This is a genomic window from Sphingomonas sp. PL-96, assembly GCF_020707215.1.
Taxonomy (GTDB): domain Bacteria; phylum Pseudomonadota; class Alphaproteobacteria; order Sphingomonadales; family Sphingomonadaceae; genus Sphingomonas.
In genome coordinates this window covers 271,803-292,813 of sequence record NZ_JAJFET010000002.1, presented here as the reverse complement: position 1 = coordinate 292,813, position 21,011 = coordinate 271,803, and the positions used below count along the sequence as shown (strand labels likewise).

The following is a 21,011-nucleotide window of genomic DNA, read 5'->3' as shown; positions in this document are numbered from 1 at the left end:
TGTTCCTACCTTAAACAGAAATCGGTTGACGTATAGGGAAATCTCGCACCATTAGGAACGAAAGGTGCCGTTAGGATGCCCAAAGCCTCGGAGAGGATTGAGATGAAGAGCGTCGTGATCGCGGGCTATGCCCGTTCCCCCTTTCATCCCGCGCACAAGGGCGCGCTGGCCCGGGTTCGCCCGGACGACCTGGCCGCCCAGGTGATTCGCGGCCTGATCGACCGCACGGGCGTCGACCCCAAGGATATCGAGGACCTGATCGTCGGCTGCGCCTTTCCGGAAGGCGAGCAGGGCATGAACGTCGCGCGCCTGGTCGGCCTGCTCGGCGACCTGCCGCTGTCGGTCGGCGGCATGACCGTGAACCGCTTCTGCGGCTCGTCGATGAGCTCGATCCACATCGCCATGGGCCAGATCCAGATCGGTGCGGGCGAGGTCTTCATCTGCGCCGGGGTCGAGTCGATGAGCCGGGTGCCGATGATGGGCTACAACCCCCTCCCCAACCCTGCGCTGGCCGAGAAGATGCCGGGCGCCTACATGGGCATGGGCGAGACCGCGGAGCGCGTCGCCACCAAATACCAGATCACCCGCGAGAACCAGGAAGCCTTTGCGGTCGACAGCCAGAAGAAGGCTGCCGCAGCGCAGGCCGGCGGTCGCCTCAATGACGAGATCGTGCCGATCCAGACCAAGAACGGCGTCGTGAGCGAAGACGGCACCGTCCGTCCGGACACGACCGCAGAGGGCCTGGCGGGCCTGAAGCCCGCATTCGACAAGGAAGGCTCGGTCACCGCCGGCACCTCCTCGCCGCTCACCGACGGTGCGGCAGCGGTGCTCGTCACCAGCGAGGACTATGCGCGCGCCCACGGCCTGCCGATCCTCGCCCGGCTGAAAACGGTCGGCATCTCCGGCCTCGAGCCCGAGGTCATGGGGCTTGGCCCGATCGGTGCCTCGCGCAAGGCGCTGGAGCGCGGCAACGTCGACGCCGGTGCGCTCGACGTCATCGAGATCAACGAAGCCTTCGCCAGCCAGGCGCTCGCCTGCATCCACGACCTCGGCCTCGACACGGCCAAGGTGAACATCGACGGCGGCGCGATCGCGATCGGCCACCCGCTCGGCGCCACCGGCGCGCGCATCGTCGGCAAGGCGGCGTCGCTCCTGAAGCGCGAGGGCGGCAAGTACGCGCTCGCCACCCAGTGCATCGGCGGCGGCCAGGGCATCGCCACCCTGCTGGAGGCAGCCGAATGAGCGAGGCCATCCGTAAGGTCTGCGTGATCGGCGCCGGCACCATGGGTGCCGGCATCGCCGCCCAGGTCGCCAACGCCGGCGTGCCGGTGCTGCTGCTCGACATCGTTCGCGACGAGGCGAACCGCAATGCGGTCGCCGAGGGCGCGGTGGCCAAGCTGCTCAAGACCGACCCCGCCCCCTTCATGTCGAAGCGTGCAGCCAAGCTGGTCGAGACCGGCAACATCGACGACCATCTCGACCGCATCGCCGAGTGCGACTGGGTGATCGAGGCGATCGTCGAGCGGATCGACCTGAAGCAGGCGTTGTACGCCAGAATCGAGGCGGTGAAGCGCCCAGGCACGGCTGTGTCGTCGAACACCTCCACGATGCCGCTCGGCCAGCTGGTCGAGGGGCGCTCGGATCAGTTCCGCCGCGACTTCCTCATCACCCACTTCTTCAATCCGCCGCGCTACATGCGGCTGATCGAGGTCGTGGCCGGCCCCGACAGCGACCCCGAATTGGTGGCGCGCGTGTCGGACTTCGCCGACCGGAGTCTGGGCAAGACCGTGGTCCCCGCGCACGACACGCCGGGCTTCATCGCCAATCGCGTCGGCACCTATTGGCTGGCGGTCGCGATCAATGCGGCGATGGACCTGGGGCTCACCGTCGAGGAAGCCGACCAGATCGGCGGCAAGCCGATGGGCGTGCCCAAGACCGGCATCTTCGGCCTGATCGATCTCGTCGGCGTCGACCTGATGCCGCTCCTGTCCAAGAGCCTGACGTCCACGCTGCCGCAGGGCGATCCCTATTTCGACACCGTGCGCCCGCTGCCCCTCGTCGATCGCATGATCGCGGAAGGCTATACCGGCCGCAAGGGCAAGGGCGGCTTCTACCGCCTCGACCGTTCGAACGGCGGCAAGGTCAAGCAGTCGATCGACCTCAAGACCGGCGAATATCACGACAGCCGCAAGCCCGCGTCGCTGCCTTCAGGCGCCGACCGGGACCTGGGCAAGCTGCTGGCCGCCAAGGGCAAGGTCGGCGACTATGCGTGGACCGTGCTCAGCCATGTGCTGAGCTACGCGGCCATGCTGGTGCCGGAAGCGGCCGACGACATCGTCGCGATCGATGACGCGATGAAGCTCGGCTACAACTGGAAGTTAGGCCCGTTCGAGCTGGTCGACCGCATTGGTGCTGCCAAGCTGGTCGAGCGGCTGAAGGCGGAAGGCCGTCCGGTCCCGGCACTGCTGGAGCAGGTCGGAAGCGGCAGCTTCTATCGGATCGAAGGCGGCAAGCGCCAGTATTTCGGCCTCGACGGCGCCTATCACGACATCGTCCGCCCCGAAGGCGTGCTGATGCTCGAGGACGTCAAGCGCGCCGGCGAACCGCTCGCCAAGACCGGTTCGGCGGCGCTGTGGGACGTGGGTGACGGCGTCGCCTGCATCGAGTTCACCGGCAAGATGAACGCGCTCGACGGCGAGGTCATGAAGCTGATCCAGCAGGCGATCCCGATCGTCAAGGATCGCTTCAAGGCGCTGGTGATCTACAACGACGGCAGCCATTTCTCGGCCGGCGCCAACCTGGGCCTCGCGCTCTTCGCGCTGAACATCGCCGCCTATGGCGAGGTGCAGACGCTGGTCGCGGCCGGCCAGCAGGCGCTGAAGGCGCTGAAATACGCCCCCTTCCCCGTCGTCGCCGCACCTGCGGGCATGGCGCTGGGCGGCGGCTGCGAGATCGTCCTCCACGCCGATGCGGTCCAGGCCCATGCCGAGACCTATATCGGCCTGGTCGAGACCGGCGTCGGCCTGATCCCGGGGTGGGGCGGCAATGGCGAGATGATCGACCGCTGGCAGCAGTCGGGCCAGCTCCCCAAAGGCCCGATGCCCGCAGTGGCCAAGGTGTTCGAGACGGTCAGCACCGCCACCGTCTCCAAGTCGGCGGCAGAGGCCAAGGAACTGATGTTCCTGCGCGCCAAGGACGGCATCACCATGAATCGCAGCCGGTTGCTCGCCGATGCCAAGGCCAAGGCACTGTCGCTGGTCGACGGCTATACCCCGCCGGCCCCGCCGGAGTTCAAGCTGCCTGGCGCCAGCGGCCGTCTGGCGCTGCGCATGGCGGCGGACAGCTTCCACAAGCGCGGCATCGCCACCGACTATGACCTGGTGGTGTCGGACAGCCTCGCAGAAGTGCTGACCGGCGGTGAGGCCGACCTGGTCGACACGGTCAAGGAAGCGGATCTCCTCAAGCTGGAGGTCAAGGGCTTCATGACCCGCGTCCGCGATAGCCGCACGGTCGCCCGCATCGAGCAGATGCTCGAAACCGGCAAGCCGCTGCGCAACTGATTTTGCCGCCGGGCGCCTGGCGCCCGGCCGGAAAGGAGATCGACATGCAAGTCTACGAAGCCCCGCTGCGCGACATGCGCTTCGTGCTGCACGAGCTGCACGGCGACGATGGGTTCGGCGATCTCGCCGCTCACGCCGAATTCACGCCCGACCTGCTCGACGCGGTGCTCGAGGAAGCCGCCCGCATGGCGCAGGAGATTCTGCTGCCGCTGAACGCGCCTGGCGATATCGAGGGCTGCCGCATCGAGAACGGCGTCGTCCGCACCCCCGCCGGGTTCAAGGCGGCCTATGACCAGTTCCGCGAAGCCGGCTGGGCAGCACTTGCCTCTGACCCGCAATGGGGTGGCCAGGGCCTGCCGGAATCGATCAACAAGCTGGTCGAGGAAATGATCTGCGCGACCAACGTGTCGTTCAGCCTCTATCCCGGCCTCACCCACGGCGCGACCACCGCGATCGAGGGCCATGCCTCCGACGACCTGAAGCAGGCCTATCTGCCCAAGATGGTCTCGGGCGAATGGTCGGGCACGATGTGCCTGACGGAGTCGCATTGCGGCACCGACCTCGGCCTCTTGCGCACCCGCGCGGTGCCGCAGGAGGATGGCAGCTACCGCGTCACCGGCTCCAAGATCTTCATCTCGGCCGGCGACCACGACCTGACCGACAACGTCATCCACCTGGTGCTCGCCCGCATGCCGGACGCGCCTCCGGGGGTGAAGGGCATCAGCCTCTTCCTGGTGCCCAAGTTCCTGCCCAACGCCGACGGCACGCTCGGCAATGCCAATGGCGTCACCGTCGCCGGCATCGAGCACAAGATGGGCATGAAGGCGTCGGCCACCTGCCAGATGAACTTCGACGATTCCGTGGGCTGGCTCGTCGGTGAGCCGCACAAGGGCATGGCCGCGATGTTCACGATGATGAACACCGAGCGCGTGTCGGTCGGCGTGCAGGGCCTGGGCGTCGGCGAGGCCGCCTATCAAAGCGCCGTCGCCTACGCCAAGGAGCGCCTGCAGGGCCGTGCGCTCGGCGGTGCCAAGCGCCCCGACCTCCCCGCCGACCCGATCATCGTCCACCCGGACGTCCGCCGCATGCTGATGACGGCACGCGTCTATACGGAAGGTTGCCGTGCGCTGGGCGCCTGGGTCAGCCGTGCGCTCGATGCGGAAAAGGCCTCGGCCGATCCGGAAGTGCGCGCCCGCGCCACCGACTTCATCGCCCTGATGACGCCGGTCGTGAAGGCGCTGTTCACCGACCTCGGCTATGAGTCGGCGAACCTCGCGGTCCAGACCTATGGCGGCCACGGCTACATCCGCGAACATGGCGTCGAGCAATACGTCCGCGATGCCCGCATCGCGATGATCTACGAAGGCACCAACGGCATCCAGGCGCTCGACCTCGTCGGCCGCAAGATGCCGGCCCGCATGGGTCGCAACCTGCGCGCCTTCTTCCACCCGGTGTCGAACTTCCTCGACGCGCACGAGGGCGAAGAGGCGATCAAGCCGATGGCACAGGGCCTGCGCCAGGCGTTCGGCGCGCTCCAGCTCGCCACCGGCATGATCGCGCAGCGCGGCATGAAGGATCCGGAGGAGGCCGGCGCCGCCGCCACCGACTATCTGCGCCTCCTGGGCCTGGTCGGCATGGGCTATTGCTTCCTCAAAAGCGGACGCATCGCCCAGCAGCGGCTTGCCGAGGGCACCGACGAAGCCGGCTTCTACAAGGCGAAGATCGCCACCGCCGGCTTCTTCTTCGACCGCATCCTGCCGCAGGCGACCGCCGCCTTCCTGGCGATCAAGTCCGGCAAGCGTTCGACGATGGCGCTCGCCGAGGACGCCTTCTGAAGCCGGGGCTGACGCGATGATGCCCCCCGCCTGGGAACACCGGCTGGCGATCCCCGCGATCGTCGCGCCGATGTTCCTGATCTCCGGCCCGGCACTGGTCACCGCCTGCTGCCGGGCGGGCCTAGTCGGCACCTTCCCCGCGCTCAACCAGCGCACCACGGAAGGCTTCGTCGACTGGCTCGAGGAGATCGAGACCGCCCTCGACGCCGACAGCGCGCCCTATGGCGTCAACCTGATCGTCCATCGCAGCAACACACGGCTGATGGACGACCTGGCGGCGATCGTTCGCCACCGCGTGCCGCTGGTGATCACGTCGCTCGGCCTGGTGCCCGAGGTGATCGACGCGGTGCACGGCTATGGCGGGCTCGTCTTCCACGACGTGATCTCGACCCGGCACGCGCAAAAGGCGGTCGCGGCGGGCGTCGACGGGCTGATCGCGGTGGCGGCGGGCGCCGGCGGCCACGCCGGTACCCTCAGCCCCTTTGCGCTGGTCGCGGAGATCCGCCGCTTCTTCGATGGGCCGCTGGCGCTTGCCGGCGCGATGTCGGAGGGACGCCACATCGCCGCTGCCCGGATGCTGGGCGCGGACTTCGGCTATCTCGGCAGCCACTTCATCGCCTCGGAAGAAAGCCTCGCCAGCGCGGAGCAAAAGGCGATGATGGTCGGTTCTTCTGCCGCCGACGTCGTCCATACCGCCGCCGTCACCGGCGTCGGCGCGAACTTCCTGCGTCCCAGCCTGGAGGCCAATGGCTGGCAACCGGGCGAGACGCCGACCCTCGACCTCGCCGAAGAGGCGCGGGCGTGGAAAACCATCTGGTCTGCCGGACAGGGCGTGGGCGCCGTCGACGCCATCCGCCCGGCGGCAGACATCTGCACGGATCTGATCGCGGGCTATGCCCGTGCTTGGGAGAGAGAAGCATGAAGCTGTTGGTGCCGGTCAAGCGGGTGCTTGACTATAATGTGAAGCCGCGGGTGAAGGCGGACGGGTCGGGTGTCGACCTCGCCAACGTCAAGATGAGCATGAACCCGTTCGACGAGATCGCGGTCGAAGAGGCGATCCGCCTGAAGGAAAAGGGCGTCGCCACCGAGGTGGTGGTGGTCTCGATCGGCGAGCCCAAGGCGCAGGACACGCTGCGCACCGCACTCGCGATGGGCGCCGACCGCGCGATCCTCATCACCGCGGACATGCGTCCCGAGCCGCTCGGCGTCGCCAAGCTCCTCGCCAAGGTGGCCGAGGAAGAGCAGCCGCAGCTCGTGATCCTGGGCAAGCAGGCGATCGACGACGACAACAACCAGACCGGCCAGATGCTCGCCGCCCTGCTCGGCTGGGGCCAGGGCACCTTCGCGTCCAAGGTCGAGGTCGAAGGCGACACCGCCCATGTCACCCGCGAGGTCGACGGCGGCCTGGAGACGGTGGCGCTGCCGCTGCCCGCAATCGTCACCACCGACCTGCGCCTGAACGAGCCGCGCTATGCCTCGCTGCCCAACATCATGAAGGCGAAGTCCAAGCCGCTCGCGCAGAAGACCCCCGCCGATTACGGCGTCGACCTCACCCCCCGGATCACGATCCTCAAGGTCGAGGAACCCGCCAAGCGCGCCGCCGGCATCAAGGTCGACGACGTCACCGCGCTGGTCGACAAGATCAAGAGCCTGGGAGTGATCGCATGAGCGTGCTGGTACTGGTCGAACAACTCGACGGCCGCGTGAAGGACGCGACGCTCGCCACCCTTACCGCTGCCGCCAAGCTCGGCGACGTGGTCGCGCTGGTCGCAGGACACGGCGACGCCGCCGTGCAGGCCGCCGACGCCGTCGCCAAAGTGGCCGGCGTGTCGAAGGTGCTGCTGGCGAACGATCCGGCATACGCCAACATGCTGGCCGAGAATGTCGCAGCCCTGGTGGTGCCGCTGATGGCCGAGCACGACGCCCTCCTCGCCAACGCCACCTCGATCGGCAAGAACGTCGCCCCGCGCGTCGCAGCGCTGCTCGACGTCATGCAGGTGAGCGACATCGTCTCGGTCGAGGGCGCCGACACCTTCACCCGCCCGATCTATGCCGGAAACGCCGTCGCGACCGTGCAGTCGAGCGATGCCAAGAAGGTCATCACCGTCCGCGCGACCGGCTTCGAAAAGGCCGCGACCGAAGGCGGCAACGCCTCGGTCGAGGCGCTCACCGCGCCGGGCGACCAGGGCAAGTCGCGCTTCGTCGGTGCCGAGACCCAGGAGTCCGCCCGTCCCGAGCTCACCAGCGCCGCGGTGATCGTCTCCGGCGGCCGTGCGCTCGGCTCGGAGGAGCAGTTCCACGCCCTCATCGAGCCGCTCGCCGACAAGCTCGGTGCCGCGGTCGGCGCCAGCCGTGCGGCAGTCGACGCCGGCTTCGCCCCCAACGACTATCAGGTCGGCCAGACCGGCAAGATCGTCGCCCCGGACGTGTATGTCGCGGTCGGCATCTCCGGCGCCATCCAGCACCTTGCCGGCATGAAGGACAGCAAGACCATCATCGCCATCAACAAGGACGAGGACGCACCCATCTTCCAGGTTGCCGACGTCGGCCTGGTCGGCGACCTCTTCCAGATCGTCCCCGAGTTGACCGAAAAGCTGTAAGCCACAGGGGCGGGAGCAATCCCGCCCCTTTCTTTTGCGCGGGACGCCCGCACCCGTCCTTGCAAATTCGCGGACGCCGCACCCCCATGGCAAAAGCCTCGCGTGGCTTGGTTTGCGGAAATCGTGATCGAGGGATTCTGGGAAGGCGCGGTAGAGGCAGCCTACCGCAGATGGGGTTTTCTGGCGGGCGCGGCCGCCCTGTTCGCGCCCTTCCTTGTCCTCGGCCTCCTGACCTGCGTTCTCGCCGGCTGAAGTGCCACACCCACCATCACCGTCTGCCCATTGATCCCGCCCACCCCCGCCGCTATCTCCCGCGTGCGGAGACCACGTTCCCGCCCCGTCATGGGTGTTCAAGACCGGGACGGCCCGGCACCTCACCATCTGGAGGGTGCCTTGGCTTGGATCGTTCTCATCATCGCTGGTCTGTTTGAGGTCGTCTGGGCCTCCGCCATGAAACAGTCGCACGGCTTCACGCGCCTGTGGCCGAGCATCGTCACCATCGCGGGCATGCTGGTGAGCTTCGGCCTGCTCTCCTGGTCCATGAAGTCGCTGCCGCTCGGCACCGCCTATACGGTGTGGACGGGCATCGGCGCGGTCGGCGCCTTTGCGGTCGGCATCCTGGTGCTGGGAGAGGCGGCATCCCCGATGCGCCTCGTGGCGGCACTGCTGATCGTGAGCGGCCTGGTGCTGATGAAGCTCGCCGGCAACTGATCCGCCCCTCGCCCGTCGCGAGATACCGCCAAGACCTGCATCCCGGTCTAACCTTTGCCTAACGTTTTCGCCCTTATGCGGGGTTCGAGCTGTGGCATTTCAGCATGTGCGACCTTCGCTCTGCACATCGGTGTGCGACGATGCTTGACACTTCGAGTGGGTACCGTAGCGTGCAGGTAGTTTCCGCATGCGTCAGCCACCGGCACCTATAGTTCGGGGCGGCGCAGATCGCGGAAGTCGACTTGCCACAAAGGCAAGCGGTAAGGAGAGGATGATGATGCTGACGATGTTGCTCGCGGCGGCGGCGGTCGCTGCCGCACCCCAGCCGCAGGATGCCGCGCTCGGCCGCTGGAAGGCGGAGACCAAGAACGGAATCGTGGAGATCAGCCGCTGCGGGCCGTCGATCTGCGGCCGCCTGATCAGTTCCGACCACCTGCGCACCAACCCGGACCTGAAGGACGTGAAGAACAGCAACGCGGCGCTGCGCAACCGCCCGCTCAAGGGCATGCAGATCCTGAGCGGCTTCACGGCGAACGGCAAGGACTGGGTCGACGGCAAGATCTACAATGCCGACGACGGCAAGACCTATAGCGCCAAGGTGACGCCGGTCGGCGCCAACCAGCTCAAGGTCCGCGGCTGCGTGTTCGTGCCGCTCTGCAAGACCCAGACCTGGACTCGCGTCCGCTGATCCTCACGCTTCATCATCAGGAAATCGCCCATGTCGCCACGTTTCAAGCTTTCGCTGATCGCCTCCGCTCCGCTGTGGCTCGTCGCTTCCAGCGGCATCGCCCATGCCCAGGCCTTTTACCTGCAGGAACAGTCCGCCCGCGGCGCCGGCCGCGCCTTTTCGGGTGAAGTCGCCGACACGGGACCCCAGTCGCTGTGGTGGAACCCGGCGTCGATCGCCGACATGGAAAGCGCCGAGGCGTCGATCGCCGTCTCCGCCATCCTGCCGCGCGGCAAGGTCGTCGATGACGGCACCGTGATCGTCCGCCCGGGCCAGCCGCCGGCGGCGATCGGCGGCCAGTCGGTGTCGAAGAACCCGATCAACAACGGCTTCCTGCCCTCGGGCGCGGTCGCCATGCCGCTCAACGAGCGCGTGTCGATCGGCCTTGCGGTCACCTCGCCCTACAGCTTCACCACCAACTATGATGCCGACAGCTGGGCGCGCTACAGCGCCGACAAGACCCGGCTGCGCACCATCGACATCCAGCCGTCGATCGGCGTGTCCGTTACCGACTGGCTGCGGGTGGGCGCCGCGGTCAACGTCGAATACACCGATGCAGAGCTCGGCAACGCGCTGCCCAACCTCGCCGCAAGCCTGCCCGATGGCCAGCAGGTGCTGAGCGGCGACGGCTGGGATCTGGGGTGGACCGCAGGCGTGCAGATGCACAACGACTGGGCGACCGTCGGCATCAGCTACAAGTCGAGCATCGAGCACACGCTGAAGGGTTCGCTGGAAGTCAGCGGCCTGCTGGGTCCGCTCGCCGGCCAGAACCTTTCGCTGGATGGCATCAAGGCGAAGTTCAAGACGCCCGCGCAGATCATCGTCGGCGGTCGCTTCCGCACCACCGACGCGCTGACGCTCAACGTCCAGGGGATCCGCTACACCTGGGCCGACTTCGACGCGATCCGCCTTGGCGCGCCCGTCAATTCCGCGATCCCGGAGAACTACCGCAACACCTGGAGCCTGGCCGGCGGCTTCGACTATGCCGCGACGCCCGACCTGACGCTGCGTGCCGGTGTCCAGCGCACGCTGACCCCGACCCGCGACGGGGACCGGGATGCGCGCGTGCCCGATTCGAACCGCTGGAACTTCGGCGCGGGCGGCTCCTTCCGTCTCACCCCGGCCTTCACGATCGACGCGGGCGCCAACTATGTCATGTTCAAGGACGAGACGATCGATCGCATCACCGCGGCCTATGCCGGCTCGGCCGCGCAGACGCCGATCGTGACCAACGGCACGCTGGAAGATGCGCATGCGCTGATCTTCACGCTCGGCGGCCACGTTCGTTTCTGATGCCACGGGCGCGCACCCTCTCCTGACGAGGGCGCGCGCCCGCCTTCTTGGGCGAATAAGCGCCTGCACTATGCGGGCACTATGCGCTTCGCCGGAATCGCTCTCGAATTGCTACGCGCATTGCCCCTAATCGCGCATCCCTGAAGGCTTCGTCTCCTTGACGATGGCCTCGTCAAAGGGATGCAAGCATGAACTTCCGTCGCACCTTCGCGGCCCTCGCGTTTCTGACCACGCCGCTCGCAGCACAGGCGCAATCGGCGCCCGCCGCTGGAGACTCGGCAGAGACTGCCCCGCCCGCCCCGCTGACGATCAGCGGCTCGGTTGCCATTGCCTCCGACTATCGCTTCCGCGGCGTGTCGCAAACAGATCGCCAGCTCGCAGTCCAGGGCGGCATCACCGCAACGCATGAGAGCGGCCTCTACGGCGGGGTCTGGGCGTCGAACCTGGCCGGCTGGGGCACCTTCGGCGGCGCCAACATGGAGCTCGACCTGATCGGCGGCTACAAGGCCGCGCTCGGCAACGGCGCGACGCTCGACGTCGGCCTCACCTGGTACATGTACCCGGGCGGCGCCGATAAGACCGACTTCGCCGAGCCCTATGTGAAGCTCAGCGGCACCGCAGGCCCCGCCACGCTGACCGCGGGCGTCGCCTATGCGCCCAAGCAGCAGGCGCTCGGCAAATGGTACGACACCGGCGCGGACGCGGCCGCAGGCACCTACACCCGGCCCGGCGCCAAGGACGACAACCTCTACCTCTGGGGCGATGGCGCGCTGGGCCTCGCCGGCACGCCGTTCACCGCCAAGGCGCATATCGGCCACAGCTGGGGCCAGGATGGTCTCGGCCCTAACGCCACCGCCGTCGCACCCACGGGGGAGTATTGGGACTGGTCACTGGGCGCCGACGCGACCTGGCGCAACGTGACCTTCAACGTCTCCTACGTCGACACCGACATCTCCGGGCGTGAGGCGGCATATCTGCGCCCCAGCTTCAGCAAGGGCCAGGACGGCACCGGCACGATCGCTGGCGGGACCGTGGTCGCCTCGCTGACCGCAGCCTTCTGATCGGGGGAGCAGACAGATGCAGGACCTGATCTGGATCGCGATCCTGGTGGGACTGATCGCGCTGACGCTCGCCTTTGTCCGCCTGTGCGACCACGCGTGAGGAGCACGCCATGACGCTCGACCTCTGGCTGGCGGCGCTCACCGCGCTTGGCCTTCTTGTCTACCTCGTGGCGGTGCTGATCCGCCCCGAACGCTTCTGAAGGGAGCGGCACCATGACCATGCAGGGCTGGTTCCTGATCCTTGGCTTCGTCGGCATCCTGCTGGCGCTAGCCAAACCCGTAGGGCTGTGGCTTCACGCCCTCTACGAAGGGCGGCGTACGCCGCTCCACCTCGTGCTCGGCCCCGTCGAGCGCGGCTTCTATACCCTGTCGGGCATCCGCCCGGACGAGGAACAGGGCTGGCGCCGCTATGCGGTGCACATGCTGCTGTTCAACGCAGTGCTGACGCTGTTCACCTATGCGGTGCTGCGCCTGCAGGCGGTGCTGCCGCTGAACCCGAACGGCCTGCCCGCAGTCGGCGAGCACCTGTCGTTCAACACCGCGATCAGCTTTGCCGCCAACACCAACTGGCAGAGCTATGCCGGCGAAAGCACCATGTCGAACCTCAGCCAGATGCTGGGGCTGACGATCCACAACTTCCTGTCGGCCGCGACCGGCATCGCCCTCGCCTTCGCCCTGTTCCGCGGCTTTGCCCGGCGTGAGGCAAAGACGGTGGGCAACTTCTGGGCCGACGTGACCCGGATCACGCTCTACCTGCTGCTGCCGATCTCGATCGTCTACGCGCTGTTCCTGATCGCCTCGGGCGTGCCGCAGACCCTGGCTGGCAGTGTCGGCATCGATACGCTGGAAGGCGTGCGGCAGACGCTCGCGCTCGGCCCGGTCGCTTCGCAGGAAGCGATCAAGATGCTGGGCACCAACGGCGGCGGCTTCTTCAACGCCAACTCCGCCCACCCGTTCGAAAACCCGACCGCGCTCACCAACTTCGTCCAGATGCTCTCGATCTTCGCGATCGGCGTCGGCCTCACCTGGTGCTTCGGCAAGGCGGTCGGCAACACCCGCCAGGGCTGGGCCATCCTGGCCGCGATGATGATCCTGTTCCTCATCGGCACCGCCGTCACTTATTGGGCGGAAGCCGCGGGCAACCCGATCCTCCACCAGCTCGGTGTCCCGGGCGGCAACATGGAGGGCAAGGAGGTCCGCTTCGGCATCGCCGCATCCGCCCTGTTCTCGGTCGTCACCACCGCGGCCTCCTGCGGTGCGGTCAACGCGATGCACGACAGCTTCACCGCGATCGGCGGCATGATCCCGCTGTTCAACATGCAGCTGGGCGAAGTCGTGATCGGCGGCGTCGGCGCGGGCATCTACGGCTTCCTGCTCTTCGCCATCCTTGCGGTGTTCGTCGCCGGGCTGATGGTCGGCCGCACGCCGGAATATGTCGGCAAGAAGATCGAGGCGCGCGAGGTGAAGCTGGCGGTGCTTGCGATCTCGGTGCTGCCGCTCGTGATCCTGGGCTTTTCCGCACTGTCCTCGGTCAACGCAGCGGGCCTGGCCGGGCCACTCAACAAGGGACCGCACGGCTTTTCGGAGATCCTCTACGCCTTCACCAGCGCGGTTGCGAACAACGGCTCGGCCTTTGCCGGCCTGACCGCCAACACGCCCTGGTACAACGGGCTCCTGGGCGTCGCGATGTGGATCGGCCGCTTCTTCATCATCGTGCCGATGCTGGCGATCGCCGGCTCGCTCGCGGCCAAGAAGCACACGCCGGCCAGCGCCGGCTCCTTCCCCACCACGGGCGGGCTGTGGGTCGGTCTCCTGGTCGGGATCATCCTGATCCTGGGTGGCCTTACCTTCCTCCCGAGCCTCGCGCTCGGTCCCATCGCCGATCATCTTGCGATGATCCGCGGGCAAATGTTCTGATCGGGGGCCATCATGGCAAAGACCCAGACAAAAAGCCTGTTCACGGCCGACCTCGTCGTGCCCGCGATCAAGGCATCGTTCCTGAAGCTCCATCCCAGGGAGCTTCTCCGCAACCCCGTCATGTTCGTCACGGCGGCTGTCGCGGCGCTCGTGACCGTCCTGCTCGTCGTCGGGCAGGATGATCTCTCCACCGGCTTCAAGCTGCAGCTGGCGGCCTGGCTGTGGCTGACGGTGCTGTTCGGCACCTTTGCCGAGGCGCTGGCCGAGGGCCGCGGCAAGGCGCAGGCGGCAAGCCTGCGCGCCGCCAAGGCCGAACTCACCGCCAAGCGGCTGAAGGGCGACGGGCGCCAGTATGACGACGTTCCGGCCAGCCAGCTGAAGATCGGCGACATCGTGCTGGTGGAGACGGGCGACCTGATCCCGTCCGATGGTGAGGTCGTCTTGGGCGTCGCCTCGGTCAACGAGGCCGCGATCACCGGCGAAAGCGCGCCTGTGATCCGCGAGGCGGGTGGCGACCGTTCGGCGGTGACCGCGGGCACCCGCGTCATTTCCGACGAGATCCGCGTCCAGGTGACCGTGGAGCCCGGCAAGGGCTTCCTCGACCGGATGATCGCGCTGGTGGAAGGCGCCGAGCGGCAAAAGACGCCCAACGAAGTCGCGCTTACGCTGCTTCTGGTCGGCCTCACGATCATCTTCCTGATTGCCGTGGCCACCATCCCGGGCTTTGCCAGCTATGCCGGCGGCAGCATCCCGGTCGCGATCCTGGCGGCGCTGCTCATCACGCTGATCCCGACCACCATCGCCGCGCTGCTGTCCGCGATCGGCATCGCGGGCATGGACCGGCTGGTGCGCTTCAACGTGCTGGCAAAGTCCGGCCGCGCGGTTGAGGCGGCAGGCGACGTCGACGTGCTGCTGCTCGACAAGACGGGCACCATCACCATCGGCGATCGTCAGGCGAGCGAGTTCCGCACGGTCGCCGGCGCCTCCGACGCCCAGCTTGCCGAGGCAGCATTGCTCGCAAGCCTCGCCGACGAAACGCCCGAAGGCCGCTCGATCGTCGTTCTCGCGCGCGAGAAGTTGGGTGTCGGTACCGCGGCCCTTCCCGCGGGCGCGGAAGTCATTCCGTTCACCGCCCAGACGCGCATCTCGGGCGTGACCCTTGGCGGGAGCACGATCCAGAAGGGCGCGGTGGACTCGATCCTCCGGGCCAATCCCGGTCTGGGCGAAACCGCGGCTGCCACCGAGTTGCGCCGCATCACCGACGAGATCGCGCGTGCCGGCGGCACCCCGCTGGCGGTGGCGCAGGACGGCAAGCTGCTCGGCGCCATCTTCCTGAAGGACGTGGTCAAGGCCGGCATCCGCGAACGCTTTGGCGAGCTGCGCGAAATGGGGATCCGCACCGTGATGATCACGGGCGACAACCCGCTGACCGCAGCGGCGATCGCGGCGGAAGCAGGCGTGGACGACTTCCTCGCCCAAGCGACGCCGGAGGACAAGCTGGCGCTGATCCGCAAGGAGCAGACCGGCGGCAAGCTGGTGGCGATGTGCGGGGACGGCACCAACGATGCCCCTGCCCTCGCTCAGGCCGATGTCGGCGTGGCGATGAACACCGGCACCCAGGCCGCGCGGGAGGCCGGCAACATGGTTGACCTCGACAGCGATCCGACCAAGCTGATCGAGGTCGTCGGTCTCGGCAAGCAGCTGCTGATGACGCGCGGGGCGCTCACGACCTTCTCGGTCGCGAACGACGTGGCGAAGTATTTCGCCATCATTCCGGCGATGTTCGTGGCGCTCTACCCGGACCTGGGCGTGCTCAACGTCATGGGGCTGGCGACACCGCAGTCGGCGATCCTGAGCGCCATCATCTTCAACGCGCTCATCATTCCGCTGCTCGTGCCGCTCGCGCTCAAGGGTGTGCGCTACAAGCCGATGGCGGCGGGGCCGCTGCTCGCCCGCAACCTCGCCGTCTACGGCCTCGGCGGCCTTGTCGCGCCGTTTGTCGGCATCAAGATCATCGACGTCGTGGTCGGCGGCCTCGGTCTCGCCTAAGGAGTTCCCAACATGGGCAAGGATTTCTCTTCCGCACTGCGGCCCACGATCGTCATGACGATCCTGTTCGCAGCCCTGCTCGGCATCGCCTATCCGCTGGCGATGACCGGCATCGGCCAAGCGATCTTCCCGTCGCAGGCGAACGGCAGCCTGGTGCGCGACTCCGGCGGCCGCGTGATCGGCTCGTCCGTGGTCGGCCAGGCCTTCACCTCCGATCGCTACTTCAACACGCGCCCCTCCGCGGCCGGCGCGACCGGCTATGACGGGCTGGCCTCCTCCGGCTCCAACCTCGGGCCGACCAGCCAGGCGCTGGCCGATCGCGTGCGCACCGACGTCGAGAAGCGTCGCGGCGAAGGCGTTGCGGGTCCGGTGCCGGCGGACCTGGTCACCGCCAGCGGCTCCGGTCTCGACCCGGACCTGTCCCCTGCCGCTGCCCTGGCCCAGGCGTCTCGCATCGCACGGGTTCGCGGCATCCCGATCGAGCGGGTCCGCAGCGTAATCGACGATGCCACGCAGGGTTCGATCCTCGGCGAGCCGCACGTCAACGTACTCGCGCTCAACCGCGCCCTGGACGCCTTGTCGCCCAGCGACGCGGCCGGCGCCGCGCCGCGCTGATGCCGGCAGGCGACGGAAGACCCGATCCCGAAGCCCTTCTGCGCCAGGCGGCGCAGGAGGGTCGCGGCCGTTTGAAGCTGTTCCTGGGCGCGGCCCCCGGGGTCGGAAAGACCTATGAGATGCTGTCGGAGGGCGCCGCGCGGAAACGCGACGGCGTCGACGTGATCGTGGGCGTCGTCGAGACTCACGGCCGGGTCGAGACTGAGGCGCTCACCCGCGCGCACGAGATCGTTCCGCGCCGCCACATCCCCTATGAAGGGCGCACCCTGGCCGAGATGGACCTGGACGCCATCCTCGCGCGTGCGCCGCGCCTGGTGCTGGTCGACGAACTCGCGCACACCAACGCGCCGGGCAGCCGCCATCCCAAGCGCTTCCAGGACGTCGAGGAACTGCTGGCAGCCGGCATCGACGTCTATTCGACGGTCAACATCCAGCATCTCGAAAGCCTGAACGACGTGGTCGCGTCGTTCACCCGGGTGCGCGTCCGTGAGACGGTACCCGACAGCATCCTGGAAGCCGCCGAAATCGAAGTCGTCGACATCCCGCCCGACGAACTGATCGAGCGGTTGAAGGCCGGCAAGGTCTATTTGCCGCAGGAAGCGACACGGGCGCTTTCGCACTTCTTCTCCAAGTCCAACCTGTCGGCCTTGCGCGAACTGGCGCTTCGCCGGGCAGCGCAGGCAGTCGACGCGCGCATGCTCGACGACGTGCGTGCGCTGGGGCTGGGCGGCACCTGGGCCGGAAGCGACCGCATCGTCGTCGCCATCAGCGAACTGCCCGGCGCCGAGGTGCTGGTGCGCGCGGCAAAGCGCATCGCCGATGGCCTGCGCGCGCCCTGGACGGCACTGTTCATCGAGACTCCGCGCGCGGCCCAGTTCACCGAGGCACAACACCAGCGGGTCGCCGCGGCGATGACCCTGGCGACGCAACTGGGCGCCGTGGTCGCCACGGTACCGGCGGCAAACGTGGTGGACGGCATCCAGGCGTTCCTTGTCGACGCGCGCGCAACCCAGCTCGTGCTCGGCAAGTCGCAGCGGTCGGGCTGGTTCGAGCTGCGCCACGGCTCGGTCGTCGACCGGCTGATCCGCACCACGCCCGGGGTCGCGATCCACGTGCTCCCGGTGCTGGCGCAGGCGGCGCCGCCCGAGCGGGCGAGACCGCGCCGCGGACGCTGGGGCAGCCCGGCCGGCTACGCAATCACGACCGCCCTGGTGGCAGCAGTCACCGCCACGGGCAGCACCCTCTCCCACATCCTCGACCTCGGCAATGTGGCGCTGCTCTTCCTGCTGCCGGTGATGGCGGCCGCGAGCCTGTTTGGGCTGCGCACCGGCCTCTACGCCGGGATCGTCTCCAGCCTCGCCTACAACTTCTTCTTCCTGCCGCCGGTCGGCACGCTCAGCATCAACAACCCGGAAAATCTGCTCTCGGTCGTCGTCTTGCTGGCGATCGCAGTCGCCACAAGCCAGCTCACGTCGCGGGTGCGGGCGCAGGCGGATCTTGCCGCCGCAAGCGCCCGGACCAACGCGACGCTTGCCGGCTTCCTGAGCCAGATCACCAGCGTCAACGATCCGCAGCGCGCCGCGCAGATGATCTGCGACGATGTCGCCCGGCTCCTCGGCGTCCAGGCCGTGCTTCTCGCCCCCTCGCCCGGCGCGGGACTGGAGATCCTGGCCGCAAGCGACTCTCGCTACAGGCTGGACACGATCGACACTGCAGCCGCCACCTGGGCGTTCGACACCGGCACTGCCGCCGGCAACGGTTCGGGCACGCTGGCGGCATCCGAGTGGCTGTTCCAGCCGCTCAAGGCGGGCGGCCGCCCGCTCGCGGTGCTGGGCATCGTGCGCGACAGCGGGGGCGAGCCGGTTCGCGCGGACCAGGTGCCGCTGCTCTCCAGCCTGGTCGACCAGTCCGCGCTGGTGCTCGAACGGCTGCGGCTCGAAAGCGAGATGCGGGACGTCGACGCCGTGCGCACCCGCGACCGGCTGCGCGCCGCGCTGCTGTCGTCGGTGAGCCATGATCTGCGTACGCCGCTGACCGCCGTGATCGCCGCGGCGGCGCAACTCCACCACGGCGCCACCCACGAACTCATTGCCACGATCGAGAATGAGGCCGCCCGGCTCAATCGCTTCGTCGGCAATCTCCTCGACATGGCGCGGGTCGAGGCCGGCGCGCTGAAGCTGAACGTCGAGGCGATCGACCTGAGCGATGCGGTGACCGGCGCCGCACATGACGCCCGCCGCGCGCTGGAGGGGCATCCCATCCGGCTCGAGGTTCCACCCGATCTGCCGCTGGTCCGCGGCGACCCGCAGCTGCTCCATCATTGCCTGCTCAACCTGCTCGACAATGCGGGCCGCTACGGCGCGCCGGGGACCGAGATCGTGATCCAGGGAGAGCACCGCTTCGGCGAGCTCCGCCTGGCAGTGCTCGATCAGGGACCGGGCCTTCCCCCCGGCCGCGAGGGCGAAGTGTTCGAGACCTTCCGCCGGTTCGAAGGTTCGGATCGGGTCGTCGGCGGCACCGGCCTGGGCCTCGCGATCGTCAAGGCATTCGCCGATGCCATGGGGATGACCGTGGAGGCGGCCAATCGCGACGGCGCCGCGGGCGCCGTCTTTACGCTGATCTTCCCCTCGCCCCTCGTCGTGCGCGATTTCAACCCTGAAGGCCTGTCCTGAATGCCCGCAAAGATCCTCGTGGTGGACGACGAACCCGCCATCCGTCGCCTCCTGCGCAACACACTAGTGCACGCCGGCTATACGGTGGTGGAGGCGGGCAATGCGCGCGAGGCATTGCACCAGGCCGCAGCCGAACACCCGAGCGCGGTGCTGCTCGATCTGGGGCTGCCCGATCGAGACGGCCTTGGCCTCATCGGCCAGCTTCGCGGGCGGGAGGGCACGGTCGTGCTGGTCGTCTCCGCACGCGATGCCGTCGATGAAAAGGTCGCCGCACTCGACCTTGGCGCTGACGATTTCGTGACCAAGCCGTTCGACACCGAGGAACTGCTCGCCCGGCTGCGGGTCGCCCTTCGTCACCAGGGCCAGGGAGGGACGGCGCCGCAGATCGTGCGCCGAGGCGACCTGAGCATTGACCTCGACCGGCGGATCGTCTGCCGCGGGGGCGAGGAACTGCACCTGACGCGCAAGGAATATGAGGTGCTTGCGGTTCTCGCACGCCACATCGGCCGGGTCGTCACGCACGACCGTGCCCTCGCGGCGGCCTGGGGCGGCGACGAGGACCCGCGCATCGAATATCTGCGCATCGTCATCCGCAACCTGCGCCAGAAGCTGGAGGCGCCCGAGCCCGTCGGCAGCGTCATCGCCAACGAACTGGGCGTCGGATACCGCCTGCGGCCCGACAGCTGATCGTCGGCGGCAGGTCGTGCCGCGTTGACGGACACGCCACGCGAACCTAGGGAATCTGCGGCTGCCCCGATAGCTCAGCAGGACAGAGCAACGGTTTCCTAAACCGCAGGTCGGGAGTTCGAGTCTCTCTCGGGGCACCAGTTTAAACTAGCAACTTGGCGCCATCCGGCCACACAGCGCCTGGGTTCAAATGAACCTCCCGGAGGGGTGCACTTGTATCACCTCGGTATACGTACGGATCGCGTCTACCAGCCACGCTGCCATAATCGACAACTCCTGGTAGCGGAGCTGTCGATGCCATGCGGGGTGATGTTTCTGTTGAAGCGCCTCGGGCGTGGCGAGGACCGCCGAGGGACGCGCAGGCCGCGGACATGCTGCGGCTACCTGTTGAGCGAATCTATGGCCGCAGCCCTGTGACGGGCCAGCCATATCTCCAACCACGTGATGCCTTTGAGGAACAATGTGGGTGATCGCCGGGCTGGGCTAATCTGACCAGGTCAACTCCCGCTTGGGGTCGGGATCTTGCACGACGGTCATCAGCTGCGCCGGAAAAGATGCCACCAGGTCGTCCAGCTCGCCGCGGAGCCAACGCTCTTCGTCCTCTTCATGCAGGATCAGCGGCATCGCCTTGGGGTGCACCGGCGCAACGATGCTGTTCGGTTCCGTCGTCAGAAAAGCGAACATCGCCCTGCCCTTCACCTGTCGCCAGATCCCGGCGAAGCTGAAGATCGGCCGTGACGGCACGTCGAACCAGAACAACGGCCGCGCGCCCTTCGGTCCCGGCCCATACTCGCTGAAGCTGGTAACCGGCACCAGGCACCGTTGCAGCGGACGGGAAAGCGCCGTCCGCCAGAACGGGCTATCCAGGTTGCGGACGTTCGTCACCTGCGTCTCGACCGGCTGCCCCCGCGCGCCCATCACCGACCGCGGAAAGCCCCAGGCCATCGCGTCCAGGCTGCGGCCACCGTCGATCGAATGCGGCCGCACCACGCAGGCCGCGCGCTTCGGAAAAAGCTCAGGCGGCGGGATCGTGATGTCGGAAGGATATGGCGGCTCGACGCCGTAGCGCGCCGCCAGTTCGGCCTGTCGAGCTGTCATGCGAAAGCGATTACACATGGCCCGACCTTGCCACGGCACATCCTCCTCCGCCACATACCAACCGGCGGCCATGATCTGAGTGCCCATCTTTGGCCTCTCTCGGGGCATCATTCCCGGTCAAAGGTGCGCGGCAGCACATCGGCGGCGCCCTTCATCTGTGCGCTGTGCGCGCCCGGAAGACGGTGA

At 67.8% G+C, this 21,011-nt stretch carries 18 protein-coding genes and 1 tRNA gene; 18 read left to right on the top strand and 1 reads right to left on the bottom strand.

Features of this window, described 5'->3' with window-relative positions; all coding sequences use genetic code 11:
- The first annotated feature begins 102 nt into the window (after window positions 1-102).
- The 18 genes from LK533_RS06890 (at window position 103) to LK533_RS06810 (ending at window position 19,867) form a co-directional block, all read left to right on the top strand.
- Window positions 103-1,242 (top strand): thiolase family protein, encoded by a 1,140-nt coding sequence (locus tag LK533_RS06890; RefSeq protein WP_229362038.1) that lies wholly within the window; start codon window positions 103-105, stop codon window positions 1,240-1,242.
- The gene (locus LK533_RS06885; RefSeq protein ID WP_229362037.1) at window positions 1,239-3,560 is read left to right on the top strand and encodes a 3-hydroxyacyl-CoA dehydrogenase/enoyl-CoA hydratase family protein; all 2,322 of its coding nucleotides are present in this window, start codon (window positions 1,239-1,241) and stop codon (window positions 3,558-3,560) included. The genes LK533_RS06890 and LK533_RS06885 overlap by 4 nt, the downstream gene beginning before the upstream one ends.
- Before the next feature lie 44 nt (window positions 3,561-3,604).
- Window positions 3,605-5,395, top strand: coding sequence for an acyl-CoA dehydrogenase C-terminal domain-containing protein (locus LK533_RS06880; RefSeq protein WP_229362036.1), 1,791 nt, complete (start codon window positions 3,605-3,607; stop codon window positions 5,393-5,395).
- A gap of 16 nt (window positions 5,396-5,411) precedes the next feature.
- Window positions 5,412-6,317 carry an NAD(P)H-dependent flavin oxidoreductase gene (locus LK533_RS06875; RefSeq protein WP_229362035.1) on the top strand — a complete coding sequence of 302 codons (906 nt, stop codon included), beginning with the start codon at window positions 5,412-5,414 and terminating at the stop codon, window positions 6,315-6,317.
- The gene (locus LK533_RS06870; protein ID WP_229362034.1) at window positions 6,314-7,063 is read left to right on the top strand and encodes an electron transfer flavoprotein subunit beta/FixA family protein; all 750 of its coding nucleotides are present in this window, start codon (window positions 6,314-6,316) and stop codon (window positions 7,061-7,063) included. The genes LK533_RS06875 and LK533_RS06870 overlap by 4 nt, the downstream gene beginning before the upstream one ends.
- Window positions 7,060-7,995: an electron transfer flavoprotein subunit alpha/FixB family protein gene (locus LK533_RS06865; protein ID WP_229362033.1), complete on the top strand. Its 936-nt coding sequence runs from the start codon at window positions 7,060-7,062 to the stop codon at window positions 7,993-7,995. The genes LK533_RS06870 and LK533_RS06865 overlap by 4 nt, the downstream gene beginning before the upstream one ends.
- Window positions 7,996-8,118: 123 nt before the next feature.
- Complete coding sequence (locus LK533_RS17795; RefSeq protein ID WP_267495227.1) at window positions 8,119-8,247, top strand: hypothetical protein; 129 nt, start codon at window positions 8,119-8,121, stop codon at window positions 8,245-8,247.
- Between the two features lie 141 nt (window positions 8,248-8,388).
- Window positions 8,389-8,706: a quaternary ammonium compound efflux SMR transporter SugE gene (gene sugE / locus LK533_RS06860; protein WP_229362032.1), complete on the top strand. Its 318-nt coding sequence runs from the start codon at window positions 8,389-8,391 to the stop codon at window positions 8,704-8,706.
- A gap of 277 nt (window positions 8,707-8,983) precedes the next feature.
- Window positions 8,984-9,394: a DUF2147 domain-containing protein gene (locus LK533_RS06855; RefSeq protein WP_229362170.1), complete on the top strand. Its 411-nt coding sequence runs from the start codon at window positions 8,984-8,986 to the stop codon at window positions 9,392-9,394.
- 30 nt (window positions 9,395-9,424) lie between these two features.
- Complete coding sequence (locus LK533_RS06850) at window positions 9,425-10,726, top strand: OmpP1/FadL family transporter (RefSeq protein WP_229362031.1); 1,302 nt, start codon at window positions 9,425-9,427, stop codon at window positions 10,724-10,726.
- Between the two features lie 188 nt (window positions 10,727-10,914).
- On the top strand, window positions 10,915-11,787 hold the full coding sequence (locus tag LK533_RS06845; RefSeq protein ID WP_229362030.1) for a TorF family putative porin: 873 nt from the start codon (window positions 10,915-10,917) through the stop codon (window positions 11,785-11,787).
- A gap of 110 nt (window positions 11,788-11,897) precedes the next feature.
- Window positions 11,898-11,987, top strand: a complete 90-nt coding sequence (gene kdpF / locus LK533_RS06840) for a K(+)-transporting ATPase subunit F (RefSeq protein WP_037531783.1) — start codon at window positions 11,898-11,900, stop codon at window positions 11,985-11,987.
- A 13-nt stretch (window positions 11,988-12,000) separates the two neighbouring features.
- On the top strand, window positions 12,001-13,704 hold the full coding sequence (gene kdpA, locus LK533_RS06835) for a potassium-transporting ATPase subunit KdpA (protein WP_229362029.1): 1,704 nt from the start codon (window positions 12,001-12,003) through the stop codon (window positions 13,702-13,704).
- 12 nt (window positions 13,705-13,716) lie between these two features.
- Window positions 13,717-15,753 (top strand): potassium-transporting ATPase subunit KdpB, encoded by a 2,037-nt coding sequence (kdpB, locus tag LK533_RS06830; protein ID WP_229362028.1) that lies wholly within the window; start codon window positions 13,717-13,719, stop codon window positions 15,751-15,753.
- A gap of 12 nt (window positions 15,754-15,765) precedes the next feature.
- A complete protein-coding gene (kdpC, locus tag LK533_RS06825) occupies window positions 15,766-16,368 on the top strand; it encodes a potassium-transporting ATPase subunit KdpC (RefSeq protein WP_229362027.1) in 603 nt (200 codons plus the stop codon).
- The gene (locus LK533_RS06820) at window positions 16,368-19,040 is read left to right on the top strand and encodes a sensor histidine kinase (RefSeq protein WP_229362026.1); all 2,673 of its coding nucleotides are present in this window, start codon (window positions 16,368-16,370) and stop codon (window positions 19,038-19,040) included. Before kdpC ends, LK533_RS06820 begins: the two co-directional genes overlap by 1 nt.
- A complete protein-coding gene (locus tag LK533_RS06815; protein WP_229362025.1) occupies window positions 19,041-19,727 on the top strand; it encodes a response regulator transcription factor in 687 nt (228 codons plus the stop codon).
- Window positions 19,728-19,790: 63 nt separating this feature from the next.
- Window positions 19,791-19,867, top strand: a tRNA-Arg gene (locus LK533_RS06810).
- Between the two features lie 343 nt (window positions 19,868-20,210).
- Here the strand turns inward: LK533_RS06810 and LK533_RS06805 are convergent.
- The gene (locus LK533_RS06805) at window positions 20,211-20,912 is read right to left on the bottom strand and encodes an SOS response-associated peptidase (protein ID WP_229362024.1); all 702 of its coding nucleotides are present in this window, start codon (window positions 20,910-20,912) and stop codon (window positions 20,211-20,213) included.
- Window positions 20,913-21,011: the final 99 nt, after the last annotated feature.

What these genes read in the sequence shown, in the direction of transcription:
- kdpC (WP_229362027.1), top strand. Translation starts at nt 15,766, where the DNA reads ATGGGCAAGGATTTCTCTTCCGCACTGCGGCCCACGATCGTCATGACG.
- kdpA (WP_229362029.1), top strand. Translation starts at nt 12,001, where the DNA reads ATGACCATGCAGGGCTGGTTCCTGATCCTTGGCTTCGTCGGCATCCTG.
- LK533_RS06890 (WP_229362038.1), top strand. Translation starts at nt 103, where the DNA reads ATGAAGAGCGTCGTGATCGCGGGCTATGCCCGTTCCCCCTTTCATCCC.
- LK533_RS06880 (WP_229362036.1), top strand. Translation starts at nt 3,605, where the DNA reads ATGCAAGTCTACGAAGCCCCGCTGCGCGACATGCGCTTCGTGCTGCAC.
- kdpF (WP_037531783.1), top strand. Translation starts at nt 11,898, where the DNA reads ATGACGCTCGACCTCTGGCTGGCGGCGCTCACCGCGCTTGGCCTTCTT.
- LK533_RS06815 (WP_229362025.1), top strand. Translation starts at nt 19,041, where the DNA reads ATGCCCGCAAAGATCCTCGTGGTGGACGACGAACCCGCCATCCGTCGC.
- LK533_RS06870 (WP_229362034.1), top strand. Translation starts at nt 6,314, where the DNA reads ATGAAGCTGTTGGTGCCGGTCAAGCGGGTGCTTGACTATAATGTGAAG.
- LK533_RS06820 (WP_229362026.1), top strand. Translation starts at nt 16,368, where the DNA reads ATGCCGGCAGGCGACGGAAGACCCGATCCCGAAGCCCTTCTGCGCCAG.
- LK533_RS06875 (WP_229362035.1), top strand. Translation starts at nt 5,412, where the DNA reads ATGATGCCCCCCGCCTGGGAACACCGGCTGGCGATCCCCGCGATCGTC.
- LK533_RS06805 (WP_229362024.1), bottom strand. Translation starts at nt 20,912, where the DNA reads ATGGGCACTCAGATCATGGCCGCCGGTTGGTATGTGGCGGAGGAGGAT.
- LK533_RS06855 (WP_229362170.1), top strand. Translation starts at nt 8,984, where the DNA reads ATGCTGACGATGTTGCTCGCGGCGGCGGCGGTCGCTGCCGCACCCCAG.
- LK533_RS06865 (WP_229362033.1), top strand. Translation starts at nt 7,060, where the DNA reads ATGAGCGTGCTGGTACTGGTCGAACAACTCGACGGCCGCGTGAAGGAC.
- LK533_RS06885 (WP_229362037.1), top strand. Translation starts at nt 1,239, where the DNA reads ATGAGCGAGGCCATCCGTAAGGTCTGCGTGATCGGCGCCGGCACCATG.
- LK533_RS06850 (WP_229362031.1), top strand. Translation starts at nt 9,425, where the DNA reads ATGTCGCCACGTTTCAAGCTTTCGCTGATCGCCTCCGCTCCGCTGTGG.
- LK533_RS06845 (WP_229362030.1), top strand. Translation starts at nt 10,915, where the DNA reads ATGAACTTCCGTCGCACCTTCGCGGCCCTCGCGTTTCTGACCACGCCG.
- kdpB (WP_229362028.1), top strand. Translation starts at nt 13,717, where the DNA reads ATGGCAAAGACCCAGACAAAAAGCCTGTTCACGGCCGACCTCGTCGTG.